Origin of the sequence: Stenotrophomonas sp. WED208 (assembly GCF_040984485.1) — a bacterium.
In the GTDB taxonomy this organism is placed as follows: domain Bacteria; phylum Pseudomonadota; class Gammaproteobacteria; order Xanthomonadales; family Xanthomonadaceae; genus Stenotrophomonas; species Stenotrophomonas riyadhensis.
The window spans coordinates 786,988-803,421 of record NZ_JAZARB010000001.1; the positions used below are offsets into that span (position 1 = coordinate 786,988).

The window sequence follows — 16,434 nt, forward strand, 5'->3', positions numbered from 1 at the left end:
GGTGCGCCTGGTGGGTGCCAACCTTGGTTGGCACTGATGCATGCATCCACGCATGGCGTGGATCTACCGCGGTGTGCCTGATGGGTGCCAACCTTGGTTGGCACTGATGCACGCATCCACGCATGGCGTGGATTTACCGCCGCGGGTCTTGGCCCTGGTAGGTGCCAACCTTGGTTGGCACTGATGCGTGCATCCACGCATGGCGCCGATCTACTGCAGCTGCAGGCCGTTCCGCAGCACCGGCAGCAGCCATTCGATGAACACCTGCACGCGCAGCGCACGGTGTTGCCGGTGCGGTTGCAACAGCGTCACCGGCAAGGGCTGCGCCACGTACTGCGGCATTACCTCCACCAATGCGCCTGACTGCAGTTCAGCCTGTACGTCGTAGCGCGGAATCTGCAGCAGCCCCAGTCCGGCCACGCAGCAGGCGATCGAGGCCTCGGCACTGTTGACCCGCACCCAGCCGGGCATCGGCAACGTGCGCAGCTGGCTGCCGTCCTGCCACTCCCACGCTTCCACCCGCGCTGTCGTCGGCGATGCATAGTTCACCGCGCGGTGCTGCTGCAGGTCGGCAGGATGCTGTGGCATGCCGTGCTCGCGCAGGTAGGCCGGCGCGGCGACGTTGACGAAGTCGAGCTGTCCCAGCGTGCGCGCGACCAGGCTGGAGTCACCCAGCTGCCCGACCCGCAGTACCGCATCACAGCCGTCTTCGATCAGGTTCACCGCGCGGTCGGTCATGCCCAGGTCCACTTCCACCTGTGGATGGCGAGCGAAGAAATCCGGCAGCGCAGGGGCGAGGATGCGGCGGCCGATGCGGCTGGGCACGTCGATCTTCAGCAGGCCCACCGGCTGTGCGTCATCCTGTCGGAACAACGATTCGGCGTCTTCAACCTCTGCGATCAGGCGCAGGCAGCGGGCATGGAACACGTCGCCGTCGTGGGTGGTGGAGACCCGCCGGGTCGAGCGCTGCAGCAGGCGGGTGCCAAGCCGCTGCTCCAGCTCCGCAATGGCCGCCGAGACAGTGGAGCGGGGCAGGCCGAGCTGGTCGGCGGCGCGGGTGAAGCTGGCGCACTCCACCACCCGAGTGAAGATGCGGAAGCGATCGATCCGGTCCATTGTTCGTTGGCTCTGGAAAGTTAAGTCAATGTGGCGGGCTTTATCCGCATTTTCTGCACGATATCGTCGTCAGGGCAGGGTTGCCACCCCGGGCAGCCCCCTCCCGAGACAGACGCCATGACCGACCATTCCCTCAAGGGCAAGACCGTGCTGATCGCCGGTGGCGCCAAGAACCTGGGCGGCCTGCTGGCCCGCGACTTCGCCAGCCAGGGCGCCAAAGCCATCGTCATCCACTACAACAGCGCCGCCACCCAGGCCGATGCAGAGGCCACCGTCGCCGCCGTGCAGGCCGCTGGCAGCACGGCGGTGGCGCTGCAGGGCGACCTGACGTCGGCGGCAGCGATGGAGCGCTTGTTCGCTGGAGCCGTGGCCGCAGTTGGCCGCCCCGATATCGCCATCAATACGGTCGGCAAGGTGTTGAAGAAGCCGCTGCTTGAGATCAGTGAAGCCGAGTACGACGAGATGAGTGCGGTCAATGCCAAGGCTGCGTTCTTCTTCCTGAAGGAGGCCGGCCGCCACGTCAACGACGGTGGCCGCATCTGCACGCTGGTCACCTCGCTGCTGGGGGCGTTCACCCCGTTCTATTCCAGCTATGCAGGCACCAAGGCACCGGTCGAGCATTTCACCCGCGCGGCGTCCAAGGAGTTCGGTGAGCGTGGCATCTCGGTGACCGCGATCGGCCCGGGTCCGATGGACACGCCGTTCTTCTATCCCGCCGAGAGTGCCGATGCGCAGGCGTATCACAAGACCGCGGCCGCACTGTCGGCGTTCACCCGTACCGGACTGACCGACATCGCCGACATCGTGCCGTGGATCCGCTTCCTGGTCACCGACGGCTGGTGGATGACCGGGCAGACCATCCTGGTCAACGGCGGTTACACCACCAAATAACGCAGCCACGCAGGGCGTGGCTCTACTGCGGTGGTGGGTGCCAACCTTGGTTGGCACGGATGGCACATCCACGCATGGCGTGGATCTACAGTAGAGCCACCCCATGGGTGGCTGCGCACAATATCCAAAGGGAGAGACGCCACGCATGGCGTGGCGCTATCGGATCAGTTGAGTTTGGCCAGCACCGCGTCGGTGGCGGCAGCGGTGCTGACGGCCTGGCCCTTGGCCGCGAGGTCGGCAGTGAACACGCCGTCGTCCAGCACGGCGTGCACGGCGGCTTCCACCGCGGCGGCTTCGGCTTCCAGCCCCAGCGAATGGCGCAGCAGCATCGCCGCACTGAAGATCGTTGCGTAGGGATTGGCGATGCCCTTGCCGGCGATGTCCGGGGCCGAACCGTGGATCGGTTCGTAGATGCCGACCGCACCGGGCTCGCCCAGCGAGGCCGACGGCAGCAGGCCGAGCGAGCCGGCCAGCATCGAGGCTTCGTCGGTGAGGATGTCGCCGAACATGTTCTCGGTGACGATCACGTCGTACTCGCGCGGCTTGGCCAGCAGGTGCATCGCCATCGAATCGACCAGCTGGTGCTCCAGCGCCACGTCCGGGAACTCATCGCGGCCGATGCGTGCCGCCACGTCACGCCACAGGCGCGAGGTTTCCAGCACGTTGGCCTTGTCCACCGAGGTGACCTTGCCGCGACGCTGTTGCGCCAGGCGGAACGCACTGCGCAGCACGCGTTCGATCTCGGCCACGGTATAGCGGCACAGGTCGCTGGCGCTGTCGGCATCGCGGGTCTTGTCGCCGAAGTAGATGCCGCCGGTCAGTTCGCGCACCACCACGAAGTCCACCCCCTGCAGCAGCTCGGCCTTGATCGGCGAGGCGTGCAGGGCGGCTTCATGGGTACGCACCGGGCGCAGGTTGGCATACAGCCCCAGCGCCTTGCGGATCGCCAGCAGGCCCTGCTCCGGGCGCACCTTGGCGTTCGGGTCGGACCACTTCGGGCCACCGACCGCGCCCAGCAGCACCGCGTTCGCGGCCTGGCAGGCCGCCAGGGTCGACGCCGGCAGCGGTTCACCGTGGCGGTCGATGGCGATGCCACCGATGTCGTGCTCGCTGAAGGTGAAGGTGTGGCTGAAGCGTTCGGCGACGGCCTTCAGGACCGCAACCGCGGCGGCGGCGACTTCCGGGCCGATGCCATCACCGGGCAGGACAACAATTTCAGCGTGCATGCTCACTCTCGTAACGTTCAATTTCAGGGACACGGCCCAACAGATACCCCAACTGGTCGACACCTTCCAGCAGGCAGGTCTGCGAGAAGCCATCCAGCGGGAAGGAATAGACGCGACCATCGGGCGTGCGCAGTTCGCGCGCGGCCACGTCGATGGTCAGCTCGTCGTCCGGGCGCTGCATCAGCGCCTGCACATCGGCCTCGTCCAGCACGATCGGCAACAGGCCGTTCTTCAGCGAGTTGCCGCGGAAGATGTCGGCGATCTCGCTGCTGACGATGGCGCGCAGGCCGAGGTCGGTCAGCGCCCACGGTGCATGCTCGCGCGAGGAACCGCAGCCGAAGTTGCGGCCCGCCAGCAGGATGCTGCGGCCAGCGTTGTGTGGCTGGTTGAAGGCGAAGTCGGCGACCGGCGAACCATCGGCCTGCCAGCGCCAGTCATTGAACGCGTTGCGGCCGAGGCCGGCACGTTCGGTGGTGGACAGGAACCGGGCCGGGATGATCTGGTCGGTGTCGATGTTGGTCTGCGCCAGCACCACGCTGGACGAGGTCAGGGTACGGAAGCCGGCCATCACGCCACCTCCTGTGCGAACAGTTCGCGGGTGTCGGCAACGTGCCCGTTCACCGCGGCCCACGCCGCGCTCATCGGCGAGGCCAGCAGCGTGCGCGAACCGGGGCCCTGGCGCCCCTCGAAATTGCGGTTGCTGGTGCTCACGGCCAACTGGCCGGGCGCGACCAGATCGCCGTTCATGGCGATGCACATCGAGCAGCCCGGCTCGCGCCACTCGGCACCGGCCGCGCGCACGATCTCGTCGATGCCTTCGGCCTCGGCCTCGCGCTTGACGATCTCCGAGCCCGGCACCACCAGCATGCGTACCCGCTCGGCGACGCGACGACCGCGCAGGACCTGTGCGACCTCGCGCATGTCGCTCAGGCGGCCGTTGGTGCACGAGCCGACGAACACCACGTCCACCGGCGTACCTGCCAGCGCCTTGCCGGCCTGGAAATGCATGTAGTCCAGGCCTTTCTGTGCGGCAGCATCGTTGGCCGCCGGAATCGGCGCATCCACTGCGATGGCGGTGCCCGGATGGGTGCCCCAGGTCAGGGTCGGGCGGATATCGGCAGCGTCGATGTGCACTTCACTGTCGAAACGTGCGCCCTCATCGCTGCGCAGCTGCTGCCAGCGCGCCACGGCAGCGTCGAAGTCGGCGCCCTTGGGACCACGTGGGGTCGCGGCGACGAAGTCGAAGGTGACCTGGTCCGGCGCCACCATGCCGGCACGCGCACCCGCTTCGATCGACATGTTGCACAGGGTCATGCGCTGTTCCATGTCCATTGCTTCGATGGTGCTGCCACGGAACTCGATCACGTGGCCAGTGCCACCATTGACGCCGATCACGCCGATGATGTGCAGGACCACGTCCTTGGCACCGACGCCCGGCGCCAGCGCGCCGTCAACGGTGATCGCGAACGTCTTCGCCTTGCGCTGCAGCAGGCACTGCGTGGCCAGCACGTGGCCGACTTCACTGGTACCGATGCCGAACGCCAGCGAGCCGAAGGCCCCGTGGGTGGAGGTGTGGCTGTCGCCACAGACGATGGTCATGCCCGGCTGGGTGAAGCCTTGTTCCGGCGCGATCACGTGGACGATGCCGCGATTGTCCGAGGCCATGTCGAACAGCTCGATGCCGTGCTCGGCGCAGTTGCGTGCCAGCGTGGCGACCTGGGCTTCGGAGGCGGCGCTGGCATAGGGCAGCGTGCCATCGGCGGCGGCCGGCAGGGTCGGCGTGGAGTGGTCCATCGTCGCCTTGGTGCGATCCGGGCGGCGCGGCGACAGGCCGCGCTCGCGCAGTTCGGTGAACGCCTGCGGCGAAGTGACCTCGTGGATCAGGTGCAGGTCGATGTACAGCACGGCGGGCGCGCTGTCGGATTCGGGAACCACCACGTGGGCGTCCCACAGTTTGTCGTACAGGGTGCGGGGTGCGGAAGTCATGCGTATGCCTGGCAGAAGTACGAAATAGCGGACATCAGGAAAGATAGCGAAAAGGTCATGTCAGCGACGGCGGGCGAGCACCCGCAGCCGCACGTAGTCGGCCAGCGGCTGGCCGGCGGCATTGCGCGGCAGCTCGGCCAGCAATGCGGTGGCGGCCTCGCGCACGGTGGCGCGTGCCTCGGCCGGCAGGTCGTCCAGCAGCGGCGCGGCGAATACCCGCAGCCAGCCGGCAACGCCGGTCGGCAGTGCGGTCGGGCGCGGCGTGCACTCGATCAGTTGAACCTGGAAACCATGCTGGCGCAGGCGGTCGGCATAGGCATCGGCAGTGGGGAAGTACCACTGGAAGGCACTGGCGCCGTGGCCGTGGGCCACGCGCGCGGCCTGCACCGCCGCGATGATGGTGGCCACGTTGCCATGGCCGCCGAATTCGGCGACGAAGCGGCCACCGGGGCGCAGGGCGCGGCGCACACCTTCCAGCACTTTGTCGGGGTTGCCCATCCAATGCAGTGCCGCATTGCTGAACACCGCATCGAACTCGGCGTTGAAGGTCAGTGCGTGGCCATCCATCACCTGCGCATCGGCACCGCGCGCACGCGCGGCGATCACCAGTTCCGGCGACGCATCCACGCCGTGGATGTGCGCGCCGCTCAGCGCCAGCTCGGTGCTGAGCACGCCATCGCCACAGCCCAGGTCGAGGATGCGTTCACCGGCGCGCGGGTCGAGCAGGCGCGATACAGCGCCGCCGAGCAGCGGCACGAAGCCGGCGTCGATCGCATAATCCTGGGCGTTCCACTGCTGGCCAGCGGCGCTGGTCGGGGTGGGGGTGTCGAAGGCGCTCATGGCGGGGTCCTCAGGCGGTGGCGGGGGTGGCAACGTCGGTGTTGCTGTGGGCGGCAGCCTGGCGCTGGCGCAGCAGGCGGTTGGCAACATCCAGCCAGGCCAGTGCGGAGGCTTCGATGATGTCCTTGCTGGTGCCGGTGCCGTCGTACTCCACGCCCTCGTGGCGCACGCTCAGATTGGCTTCGCCGCGCGCGTCGGCGCCGATGCCGACGCTGTGCACGTGGTAGCTGTCCAGCATCAGCTGCACGCCGGTAGCGGCCGACAGCGCGCCGAACAGCGCATCGACCGGGCCATCGCCCTGCGCGGTCTCGGCCACGCGGTTGCCGTCCGGGTCGGACAGTTCCACCAGCGCATTGGCGCGGCTGCCGACATCGCTGATGGTCATCGACGCCAGGCGGTAGCCCTGCGCGTTGGAGCCGCCCTGCATCAAGGTTTGCAGGTCGGCATCGGTGACCACGCGCTGCTGTTCGCACAGACCCTTGAACTGCTCGAACACCAGCTTCAGTTCGTCTTCGTCCAGCCAGAAGCCCAGCGCACGCAAGCGGGCTTCGACGGCGGCGCGGCCACTGTGGCGGCCCAGCACCATCTGCGAATCTTCCCAGCCCACGTCTTCCGGACGCATGATTTCGTAGGTGCCGCGGTGGCGCAGCATGCCGTGCTGGTGGATGCCCGATTCGTGGGCGAAGGCATTGGCGCCGACGATGGCCTTGTTGCGCTGTACCGGCATGCCGACCAGGCGCTGCAGCAGCTGCGAGGTGCCGACGATGCGCGGGGTGTTGATCGCGCTGTCCTGCTCGTAGAAGGCCTGGCGCACCTTCAGCACCATCGCGATCTCCTCCAGCGAGCAGTTGCCGGCGCGCTCGCCGATGCCATTGACGGTGCATTCGACCTGGCGCGCGCCGCCTTCGATGGCGGCCAGCGAGTTGGCCACGGCCAGGCCCAGGTCGTTGTGGCAATGCGCGCTGAAGATCACGTTGGCGGAATTCGGCACGTCGGCGACGCCGGCGATGACCTGCTGGAACATCGCGCGGATCTCTTCCGGCGTGGTGAAGCCGACGGTGTCGGGCAGGTTGATGGTAGTGGCGCCGGCAGCAATGGCCACGCGCGCGACTTCGATCAGGTAGTCCAGCTCGGTGCGGGTGGCATCTTCGGCCGAGAATTCGACATCGTCGATGTAGGAGCGGGCCAGCGAGACGTGCTTGCGTACCGACTCCAGTACCTGCTCGCGGGTCATCCGCAGCTTGTGCTCGCGGTGCAGCGGGCTGGTCGACAGGAACACGTGCAGGCGCGGGTTGGCAGCGGCCTCCAGCGCACGTGCCGAGGTTTCGATGTCGGCCTGCAGGCAGCGCGACAGCACCGCCAGGGTCAGGCTCGGACGGCGCAGTTCGCGGCCGATCAGTGCCATCGCCTCGCGGTCGGACTGCGAGCTGGCCGGGAAGCCGGTCTCGATGATGTCCACGCCCAGTTCGTCCAGCGCACGCGCCATCACCAGTTTCTGCGGCGGGCTCATGCTGCAGCCGGGGGACTGCTCGCCGTCACGCAGAGTGGTGTCGAAGATGCGGATGCGCGGGGTGGTAATTCGTTCGATGGTGGTCACAGGGAAATCTCCTCGACAGCGGGTGCGACGGCTTGCAGGGGGGAAGGGGAAGAGGTGGGGGAAGCGGTGGCGCTGGCCCTGGCGGGCGAGCGCGGGGTTTCACTGCGCCGTCGCCGCGGTTTGCGTGGCGGGCGCGGGCGGATGTCGGTGAGCAGGCCGGCCAGGACACCGGCATCGATGTTGCCGCCGGAGACCACCGCGCACTTGCGGCGGCCGGCGACGCGGCGGCCGGCCGCCAGCGCTAGCACACCAGCGCCCTCGGCGATGATGTGTTCTTCCAGTGCCAGCCGCACCAGGGTTTCGCGCAGTTCGGCCTCGCGCACGATCACTACATCGTCCAGCAGCGAGGCGCACAGGCGGCGGGTCAGGAAGCCGGGAATCTTCACCCGCACGCCGTCGGCCAGCGAGGCAACGGGGGCAATCCCGCGCACGTCGCCACGGATCGCACGCGCCATCGAATCGACACCTTCCACCTGCGCGCCAACGACGCGGACGCCCTGCGATTTCAGCGCCAACGCAACGCCGGAGGCCAGGCCGCCGCCACCGATCGGCACGATCACCACGTCCGGCGCGTGCGCGGCCAGCTCGATGCCGACCGTGCCCTGGCCGGCGATCACGTCGGCATCGTCGAACGCGGACAGGAAGCGGTAGCCGTGGCGTTGTGCCAGTTCGACCGCGAAGGCGTAGGCCTCGTCATAGCTGGTGCCGTGCTGGCGCACGGTCGCGCCCCAGTGGGCGACGCCAGCGATCTTGGTGGCCGGTGCGCCGTGCGGCATCACGGTGATGGCCGGCACGTCCAGGCGGTAAGCCGCCCACGCCACGCCCTGGGCATGGTTGCCGGCCGAGGCGCAGATCACCGGCCGGGTATCGCCGCGCTCGCGGCCGGCCAGCAGCGCGTTCAACGCGCCGCGCACCTTGTAGGAGCCGGTGCGCTGCAGGTTCTCCAGCTTCAGCCAGGTGCCGAAGCGCTCGGCATGGTGCAGCGGGGTGGGCGGCAGGAAGCGGCGCAGTCGGGCCTGCGCCGCCAGTACGTCGGCGACGCTTACGTCGCCGACATCGCTTTCCTGGCTGGTGTCAGCGGCCGGCATGGGCCACCAGCGGGGTGCAGGCGACCGCCGCATGCGGGCACGGGCGGCGAAGAAGACGCCTCCGTACCGGCACCGTGGTCACTACGGTACGGGTGTTCATACGGATGCTCCTTCCACGGCGATGACCTGCACGGACACGCAGTCGTAGATCTTCTCGATCTGCCGGCACAGCGTTTCCGCCGGGCGCTGGCCATCCACCACCAGCTGCAGGTGCCAGCGGCCATCGTCGGCGGCCACCGGCGCACCGCTGATCGCACGCGGTGCGAAGCCACGGCGTTCGGCCATGCCGATCACGCGCAGCAGCGCGCCTTCGGCCGGGTGCAGCACCAGGTCAAGCCGGTATTGCATTGGGGGTCTCCTGGCGGGCGTGGGCGGGATTGCTTTCCAGCATCGTGCTGTTGGCGGTGTTCGGCGGCACCAGCGGCCACACGTTGGCGCGCGCATCGATGGCCACGTGCAGCAGTGCCGGTCCCGGTTCGGCCAGCAGCGCGGCCAGCCCGCCTTCGACGTCATCACGTGCGTCGATGCGGGTCGCGGCGATGCCGAACACCTGCGCCAGCGCCACGAAGTCCGGGTTGTCGGACAGGTCGATCTCGCTGTAACGCTCGGCGAAGAACAGCTCCTGCCACTGCCGAACCATGCCCAGCGAACTGTTGTCCAGCAGCACGATTTTCACCGGCAGGCGGCAACGCGCGATGGTCGCCAGCTCCTGCACGTTCATCATGAAGCTGCCGTCGCCGGACACCAGCACCACGGTGCGATCGGGGCAGGCGAACTGCGCACCCATCGCGGCCGGCAGGCCGAAGCCCATGGTGCCCAGCGCGCCACTGGTCAGGTGGTTGCGCGGGTGGTTGAAGCGGCAGTGCTGTGCCACCCACATCTGGTGCTGGCCGACATCGCAGGCGATCACCGCATCGGCCGGTGCCAGTTCGCTCAGGCGCTTCAGCAGCGCCGGGGCGTAGATGTGCTGGCCCGGTGCGTCGTAGCGTGCTGCGAAACGATCGCGATGCTGTGCACAGCGCCTGCGCCATGCGTCCTGGTGGGCCTTGGGGGAGGGGAAGGCCGCATGCAGGGAGCGGATGGCATGGCCGACATTGCCGGGCACGGCGACATCGGCGCTGCGCAGCTTGGAGATCTCGTAGGCGTCGGCATCGATGTGGACGACACGGGCGAACGGTGCGAACTCGGCCAGCTTGCCGGTGGCACGGTCGTCGAAGCGTGCACCCAGCACCAGCAGCAGGTCGCTTTCCTGCACCGCCATGTTGGCCGCGCGGGTGCCGTGCATGCCCAGCATGCCCAGCGACTGCGGATGGTTGGCCGGCAGCGCGCCCAGCCCACGCAGGGTCATCACGGTGGGGATGGCACTGGCCTCGACGAAGTCGCGCAGGTCCTGCACCGCATCGCCCAGCGCGATGCCGCCACCGGCGTAGACCACCGGCTTTTCGGCGGCTGCCAGTGCGGCGATGGCCTCGGCGATGGCGGCTTCGGCCGGCGCAGGCGGCGGCTCGACGCTGCTTGGCACGTGCGCCGGCAGATGACTGGCATCGGCCAGCTGCACGTCCTTGGGCAGGTCGATCAGCACCGGGCCGGGCCGGCCTTCGCGGGCGATGCGGAACGCATCGGCGACCACGCGCGGCAGGTCATCGACGCTGCGCACCAGCCAGCTGTGCTTGACGATCGGCAGGGTCAGGCCGAACACATCCAGTTCCTGGAAGGCGTCGGTGCCCAGCAGCGGCGTGGCGACCTGGCCGGTGATGCAGACCATCGGCACCGAATCCAGCATCGCGTCGGCGATGCCGGTGACCAGGTTGGAGGCGCCCGGGCCGGAGGTGGCCACGCAGACGCCCACCTGGTTGCTGGCGCGGGCGAAGCCGTTGGCGGCCAGTGCCGCGCCCTGCTCATGGCGCACCAGGACGTGCTTCAGCGACGAATCCACCAGCGCGTCGTAGAACGGCATGATGGTGCCGCCGGGATAGCCGAACAGCGTGTGGACGCCCTCGGCCTCCAGCGCCTGGGTCAGCCAGCGCGCGCCGTTGGGCGGCGCGCTGCGATGTGTGGAAGAGTTCATGGGGGAACCTTGCAAAGCGGGTGGGGGAGGCCGCGCGGTTACGCGGCCTGTCCTTGCAACCAGACCATCTTGGCGCGCAGTTCCTTGCCCACCTTTTCGATCGGGTGCTCCAGGTCGGCCTGCTTGAACCTGTTGTAGTTCGGCAGGCCCGCTTCGTACTCGGCCACCCAGTTCTTGGTGAAGGTGCCGTCCTGGATGTCCTTCAGCACTTCCTTCATGCGTGCCTTGGTGCCGGCGTCGATCACCCGCGGGCCGCTGACGTAGTCGCCGTACTGCGCGGTCTCGGAGATGAACTCCAGCATGCGCGAGATGCCGCCTTCGTAGAACAGGTCCACGATCAGCTTCAGTTCGTGCAGCACTTCGTAATAGGCGATCTCCGGCTGGTAACCGGCTTCGACCAGGGTCTCGAAACCGGCCTGCACCAGCGCCGAGGCGCCACCGCACAGCACCGCCTGTTCGCCGAACAGGTCGGTCTCGGTCTCTTCCTTGAAGGTGGTCTGGATCAGGTTGGCGCGGGCGCCGCCGAGGCCGGCCGCGTAGGCCTGCGCGTGCTGCGCGCCCTTGCCGCTGACATCCTGGTAGACCGCCCAGATGCACGGTACGCCGCGCCCGATCTCGTACTCACGACGCACCAGCGCACCCGGGCCCTTCGGCGCAACCAGCACCACGTCCAGGTCGGCGCGCGGCTCGATCATGCCGTAGTGCACGTTCAGGCCATGCGCGAACAGCAGGCAGGCGCCCTGCTTCATGTTCGGCGCCAGCACGTCGTTGTAGAGCTTCTTCTGCACCATGTCCGGGGTCAGCACGGCGACCAGGTCGGCATCCTTCACCGCATCGGCGGGCGCGATCACGGTGAAGCCATCGGCCTGGGCCTTGGCTTCGGTCGGGCCGCCCGGACGCAGGCCTACCACCACGTCGAAGCCGGATTCGCGCAGGTTCAGTGCGTGGGCGCGGCCCTGGCTGCCGTAGCCGATGACGGCGATCTTGGTCTGGGGCAGGTCGTTGGTGCTCATGGGGGAGGTTCCTTGCGGTGGGAAGAAAAAAGAACGGCCGGTCGTCGAGGTGACGTGCCGGCCGGTCAGGGGAAAGCGGTGGAGGAGGCGCCGCGCATCGCACAGGCACAGCCACCACGAGGCGTCGCGGTGGTGCAGGTCCGGGTTGTGCGATCGGCGTTGGTCATGGTGGTTGCGTCTGAAACCAGGTCCTGAAATGAAAAAACCCGCACCGGGGCGGGTGCGGGTTCTTGAAGAGTTCCGGTGTGTTTGTTGCTTACACGCTGGCTCGTCCCGCACCTGTTGGTTGGGTAATAAGTACGAGCACAAGAATCGAACGCAGCGAGGCGGCGCCGGTGTCGGCGGCTTCGATGTGGGTTCGCGGTGGCGTGTTGTGATGCAACATGTGATCGAGAGGAACACAACCGTTTCGGCGATGTCAACCCTCGCGACGGAATTTTTATCGGTTTCCGCTGCATCCAGCGCAATCGCTTGTGGCACAAGGATGGTTGCCGCTGAAAGTGTTTCGGTGAACCCGAATTCACTCCTTTCAGGTCGGCTTCTGCGCGGAATTCAGCGGATTTTCGCCTTGTTGGGTGCGGACCTCCGCACCCACCCCAGGATCAACGTCCATGACCTCTGCCCGATACCGCGTGAAGGCCGCAGCGGCGAAGATCGGGGACCACCCTTCCATCGGAACCCGACCGTGTCCCGACGCCTTGCCCGTTCCCTGCTCGCTGCCGCCGTGCTGGCTGCCGTGCCCGCGCTGTCCTTTGCCGCCGACCGCATCACCGGCCACGCCTTCGCTACCCGTTCGGAGGTGATCGCCCCGCATGCGATGGCCGCCACCTCGCAGCCACTGGCCACCCAGATCGCGCTGGACGTGATGAAGGGCGGTGGCTCGGCGGTGGACGCGGCGATCGCCGCCAACGCCGCGCTTGGCTTGATGGAGCCGACCGGCAACGGCATCGGCGGCGACCTGTTCGCCATCGTCTGGGACCCGAAGACGCAGAAGCTCTATGGCTACAACGGTTCGGGCCGTTCGCCGAAGTCGCTGACCCTGGCCGAATTCCAGCGTCGTGGCCTGAAGGACATCCCGGCCACCGGCCCGCTGCCGGTCTCGGTACCCGGCGCGGTCGATGGCTGGTTCGCGCTGCACGACCGCTTCGGCCGCAAGCCGATGGCCGACAACCTGGCGCCGGCGATCCGTTACGCCCGCGAGGGCCATCCGGTGGCCGAGGTGATCGCCTATTACTGGGACCGTTCGGTGCCCAAGCTGTCGCAGTACCCGGGCTTCAAGGAACAGTTCACGATCAACGGCCACGCCCCGCGCAAGGGCGAGATGTGGAAGAACCCGAACCTGGCCAACACCCTGCAGCAGATTGCCGATGGCGGGCGCGATGCCTTCTACAAGGGCGCCATCGCCCATACCATCGGCGACTACTTCAAGGCCAACGGTGGCTACCTGAGCTACCAGGACATGGCCGACCACCACGGTGAGTGGGTTGAACCGGTCAGCAGCAACTATCGCGGCTACGACGTGTGGGAGCTGCCGCCGAACAGCCAGGGTATCGCTGCATTGCAGATCCTCAATGTGCTGGAAGGCTACGACTTCTCGAAGATTCCGTTCGGTTCACCGGAGCATGTGCATCTGTTCGTTGAAGCAAAGAAGCTGGCTTTCGCCGATCGCGCGCGCTTCTATGCCGACATGGCGTTCCAGCCGGCGCCGGTGCAGAAGCTGATTTCCAAGGAGTACGCCGCGCAGCGCCGTGCACTGATCTCGATGGACAAGGCGTTGAAGGAAGTGCAGCCGGGCACGCCGAAGCAGCTGGAGGAGGGCGACACGATCTACATGACCGTGGCCGACGCCGACGGCATGATGGTGTCGCTGATCCAGTCCAACTACCGCGGCATGGGCAGCGGCATGGCACCGCCGGGGCTGGGCTTCATCCTGCAGGATCGTGGCGAGATGTTCGTGCTGCAGAAGAACCATCCCAACGGCTATGCACCGGGCAAGCGTCCGTTCCAGACGATCATCCCGGCGTTCATCACCAAGGGCGGCAAGCCGTATGCCAGCTTCGGCGTGATGGGTGGCGCGATGCAGCCGCAGGGCCACGCGCAGATCGTGATGAACCTGGTGGATTTCGGGATGAACCTGCAGGAGGCCGGTGATGCGCCGCGCATCCAGCACGAAGGGTCGACTGAACCGACGGGTCAGGCCACGGCGATGACCGATGGCGGCGAAGTGAATCTGGAAACCGGCTTCCCGTATGAAACGGTGCGTGCGTTGATGCGCAAGGGGCATCGCATCGTGTTCGCCGATGGTCCGTATGGTGGGTACCAGGCGATCATGCGTGATCCCGAGACCGGGGTGTATTACGGTGCGTCGGAGAGCCGCAAGGATGGGCAGGCGGCGGGGTATTGAGGTTTCCCGGCCACCGGGCGCAGCCCCCTCTGCGGTGATGGTTCGTGGAAGCGGGATCATGTGATTGGGCCGGGCGGGTGGGCTGGTCGGGGGACGCCGTGAATCCGTCCCTGGAGGCTTGGCCGCGGCATCCATGCCGCGGACACCCCCGCCCAGCCCACCCGCCCGGCCCCTGACAGTTTCCGTGCCCATCGCCGCAGGAAAAGAAAAAAGAAGAGCAAGAGCAAAGGCAACAGCAACAGCAACAGCCGCGTGCTGTGGGTTGGGGTCGGATCCGTTTTCCACAGGAAAGCGGATCCGACCCCTTCTTGTTTTCCGATACACCTCATCCACGCATGGCGTGGATCTACTGCCGTCACCGGGAAATTCTCGGAGGCGGGGAGGGGGCCGATGGCGGGACCGTCCACGGCATGGATGCCGTGGACGAGCCTACAGGGACGTACTTGCGGCGTGTCCCGCCATCGGCCCCCTCCCCGCCAAGCAAGCAGCAACCCAGAGCCGCTCTGGCTTTTGAACGTGCTCTTGCTTGAAAGAAAAGCAGTGCAGCCGCAGGCTGCAAAACTCCCTCAATCCTGATCGTGCGCGCGCGCCGCCTCCGCCTGGGTCTCCTCCTGTGCCGCCATCTCGCGTGCGATCCACGCATCGATCATGTGCCGCTGGCGCTGCGCTTGCCGCCGCTCGCGCGTGTACTCCTGGTCCAGCACCCGGTACAGCGACACCATCACCAGCACCATCAGCAGCGCGAATGGCAACGCCGCGATGGTGATGACCCCCTGCAGCGCGTCCAGGCCACCGGCCAGCAGCAGCGCACCGGCGATCAACGCAACCCCCACGCCCCAGGCCAGCTTGCGCTTGGGCGGCGGATCGCCGGCTTCATCGGTGGACATGCTCGCCAGTACCAACACTGCGGAATCAGCCGAGGTCACGAAGAAAATCATCAGAAGCACCAGCGCGATGCACGACAGCAGCAACGGCAGCGGCATGCTGTCGAACATGGTGAACAGCACCGTTTCATAGCCATTACCCAGTGCCGGCAGTAGATCGGCCTGGCCGAAGATCTGCATCCAGATCGCCGTGCCGCCGAACACCGAGAACCAGAAGAAGCCGAGCAGCGTTGGTGCCAGCACCACGCCGATGACGAACTCGCGCACGCTGCGCCCGCGCGAGATGCGGGCGATGAACGAACCGACGAACGGTGCCCAGGAAATCCACCAGGCCCAGTAGAAGATCGTCCAGTCGGCCACCCAGGTGCTGGACGAGAACGGTGACATGCGCAGGCTCATCGTCACCAGCTGGTTCAGATACGAGCCCAGCGTGGTGGTAAAGGTGTTGAAGATCGCGCCGGTGGGGCCCAGCACCAGCACCAGCGCCAGCAGCAGAGCGGCCAGCGCCAGGTTGAAATTCGACAGCCACTTCACGCCACGCTCGACACCACTGAGCGTGGAGGCCATGTACAGCACGAACGCGACTGCGATGACGGTCAGTTGCAGCGGAACGCCTGCGTGCAGGCCGAACACACGCTCCATGCCGGCCGCGATCTGGATGGTGCCGAAGCCCAGCGTGGTGGCAACGCCAATCGCGGTGGCGACGACGGCGGCGATGTTGACCACGCGCCCGATCCAGCCGCGGTGATGGCGGCCGATGATCGGCTGCAGCATGTCGCTGACCAGGCCGCGGCCGTTGCGGTTGAACTGGAACCAGGCCATTGCCAGGCCGATCAGCGCATAGATGGCCCACGGGTGCAGGCCCCAGTGGAAGAACGCATAGCGCATTGAGGCGCGCGCGGCATCCATGCTTTCAGGTGCCAGCCCTTCCGGTGGCTTGCTGAAGTGCGAGATGGGTTCGGCGGCACCCCAGAACACCAGGCCGATGCCCATGCCGGCGGCGAACAGCATCGACATCCAGCTGGCGCGCGAGAATTCCGGTTCAGCGTCTTCGCCACCGATGCGCAGGTTGCCGAAACGACCGAAGGCCAGATACATCAGGAACACCAGCGCGAGGAACACGACCAGCAGGTACAGCCAGCCGATGCCGCGGATGAGTTCACCGAGGATGCTCTGCACCACGGCATTGAAGGGGCCCGGTGCAACACCGGCAAGCAGCACCAGAAGCAGAACCAGTGCGATGGAAACGCGAAACACCATGAAGGAGCTTCTCCGATCAAGGGATTGAGGGGAGCGAGCAGAGCTTGCTGCGAGGGGCCGG

Annotated in this window: 13 protein-coding genes; 2 read left to right on the forward strand and 11 right to left on the reverse strand. The window is 67.1% G+C overall.

Features of this window, described 5'->3' with window-relative positions; genetic code table 11:
• Positions 1–210 precede the first annotated feature (210 nt).
• Positions 211–1,116: a LysR family transcriptional regulator gene (locus tag VPH47_RS03495; RefSeq protein WP_368850128.1), complete on the reverse strand. Its 906-nt coding sequence runs from the start codon at positions 1,114–1,116 to the stop codon at positions 211–213.
• A 117-nt stretch (positions 1,117–1,233) separates the two neighbouring features.
• Between VPH47_RS03495 and VPH47_RS03500 the strand changes: the two genes are divergently transcribed.
• Positions 1,234–2,007, forward strand: a complete 774-nt coding sequence (locus VPH47_RS03500; RefSeq protein ID WP_110713573.1) for an SDR family oxidoreductase — start codon at positions 1,234–1,236, stop codon at positions 2,005–2,007.
• A 164-nt stretch (positions 2,008–2,171) separates the two neighbouring features.
• Here the strand turns inward: VPH47_RS03500 and leuB are convergent, their stop codons facing one another.
• From leuB to ilvC, 9 genes are all read right to left on the reverse strand, one after another.
• Positions 2,172–3,233 (reverse strand): 3-isopropylmalate dehydrogenase, encoded by a 1,062-nt coding sequence (leuB, locus tag VPH47_RS03505; RefSeq protein ID WP_368850129.1) that lies wholly within the window; start codon positions 3,231–3,233, stop codon positions 2,172–2,174.
• Positions 3,223–3,801 carry a 3-isopropylmalate dehydratase small subunit gene (leuD, locus tag VPH47_RS03510; protein WP_006390726.1) on the reverse strand — a complete coding sequence of 193 codons (579 nt, stop codon included), beginning with the start codon at positions 3,799–3,801 and terminating at the stop codon, positions 3,223–3,225. Before leuD ends, leuB begins: the two co-directional genes overlap by 11 nt.
• Entirely contained in the window at positions 3,801–5,219 is a 1,419-nt protein-coding gene (leuC, locus tag VPH47_RS03515) for a 3-isopropylmalate dehydratase large subunit (RefSeq protein WP_197612216.1), read from the reverse strand. The genes leuD and leuC overlap by 1 nt, the downstream gene beginning before the upstream one ends.
• 60 nt (positions 5,220–5,279) lie before the next feature.
• On the reverse strand, positions 5,280–6,059 hold the full coding sequence (locus tag VPH47_RS03520; RefSeq protein WP_368850130.1) for a trans-aconitate 2-methyltransferase: 780 nt from the start codon (positions 6,057–6,059) through the stop codon (positions 5,280–5,282).
• A 10-nt stretch (positions 6,060–6,069) separates the two neighbouring features.
• Positions 6,070–7,656: a 2-isopropylmalate synthase gene (locus VPH47_RS03525; RefSeq protein WP_368850131.1), complete on the reverse strand. Its 1,587-nt coding sequence runs from the start codon at positions 7,654–7,656 to the stop codon at positions 6,070–6,072.
• Positions 7,653–8,744: a threonine dehydratase gene (locus tag VPH47_RS03530; protein ID WP_368850132.1), complete on the reverse strand. Its 1,092-nt coding sequence runs from the start codon at positions 8,742–8,744 to the stop codon at positions 7,653–7,655. Before VPH47_RS03530 ends, VPH47_RS03525 begins: the two co-directional genes overlap by 4 nt.
• Before the next feature lie 96 nt (positions 8,745–8,840).
• Positions 8,841–9,092 (reverse strand): ACT domain-containing protein, encoded by a 252-nt coding sequence (locus VPH47_RS03535; protein ID WP_368850133.1) that lies wholly within the window; start codon positions 9,090–9,092, stop codon positions 8,841–8,843.
• A complete protein-coding gene (gene ilvG / locus VPH47_RS03540) occupies positions 9,076–10,812 on the reverse strand; it encodes an acetolactate synthase 2 catalytic subunit (protein ID WP_368850134.1) in 1,737 nt (578 codons plus the stop codon). Before ilvG ends, VPH47_RS03535 begins: the two co-directional genes overlap by 17 nt.
• 38 nt (positions 10,813–10,850) lie before the next feature.
• Positions 10,851–11,825, reverse strand: coding sequence for a ketol-acid reductoisomerase (gene ilvC / locus VPH47_RS03545; protein WP_368850135.1), 975 nt, complete (start codon positions 11,823–11,825; stop codon positions 10,851–10,853).
• 685 nt (positions 11,826–12,510) lie between these two features.
• On the opposite strand from ilvC, the gene ggt reads away from it, so the two are divergent.
• A complete protein-coding gene (gene ggt, locus VPH47_RS03550; protein WP_350259570.1) occupies positions 12,511–14,229 on the forward strand; it encodes a gamma-glutamyltransferase in 1,719 nt (572 codons plus the stop codon).
• Positions 14,230–14,795: 566 nt separating this feature from the next.
• On the opposite strand, the gene VPH47_RS03555 is transcribed toward ggt, so the two are convergent.
• Positions 14,796–16,373, reverse strand: a complete 1,578-nt coding sequence (locus VPH47_RS03555) for a BCCT family transporter (protein WP_368850136.1) — start codon at positions 16,371–16,373, stop codon at positions 14,796–14,798.
• Positions 16,374–16,434 lie beyond the last annotated feature (61 nt).

Excerpts from the sequence above, each read along its gene's own strand:
- VPH47_RS03495 (WP_368850128.1), bottom strand. The coding sequence starts at position 1,116 with ATGGACCGGATCGATCGCTTCCGCATCTTCACTCGGGTGGTGGAGTGC.
- VPH47_RS03500 (WP_110713573.1), top strand. The coding sequence starts at position 1,234 with ATGACCGACCATTCCCTCAAGGGCAAGACCGTGCTGATCGCCGGTGGC.
- leuB (WP_368850129.1), bottom strand. The coding sequence starts at position 3,233 with ATGCACGCTGAAATTGTTGTCCTGCCCGGTGATGGCATCGGCCCGGAA.
- leuD (WP_006390726.1), bottom strand. The coding sequence starts at position 3,801 with ATGGCCGGCTTCCGTACCCTGACCTCGTCCAGCGTGGTGCTGGCGCAG.
- leuC (WP_197612216.1), bottom strand. The coding sequence starts at position 5,219 with ATGACTTCCGCACCCCGCACCCTGTACGACAAACTGTGGGACGCCCAC.
- VPH47_RS03520 (WP_368850130.1), bottom strand. The coding sequence starts at position 6,059 with ATGAGCGCCTTCGACACCCCCACCCCGACCAGCGCCGCTGGCCAGCAG.
- VPH47_RS03530 (WP_368850132.1), bottom strand. The coding sequence starts at position 8,744 with ATGCCGGCCGCTGACACCAGCCAGGAAAGCGATGTCGGCGACGTAAGC.
- VPH47_RS03535 (WP_368850133.1), bottom strand. The coding sequence starts at position 9,092 with ATGCAATACCGGCTTGACCTGGTGCTGCACCCGGCCGAAGGCGCGCTG.
- ilvG (WP_368850134.1), bottom strand. The coding sequence starts at position 10,812 with ATGAACTCTTCCACACATCGCAGCGCGCCGCCCAACGGCGCGCGCTGG.
- ilvC (WP_368850135.1), bottom strand. The coding sequence starts at position 11,825 with ATGAGCACCAACGACCTGCCCCAGACCAAGATCGCCGTCATCGGCTAC.
- VPH47_RS03555 (WP_368850136.1), bottom strand. The coding sequence starts at position 16,373 with ATGGTGTTTCGCGTTTCCATCGCACTGGTTCTGCTTCTGGTGCTGCTT.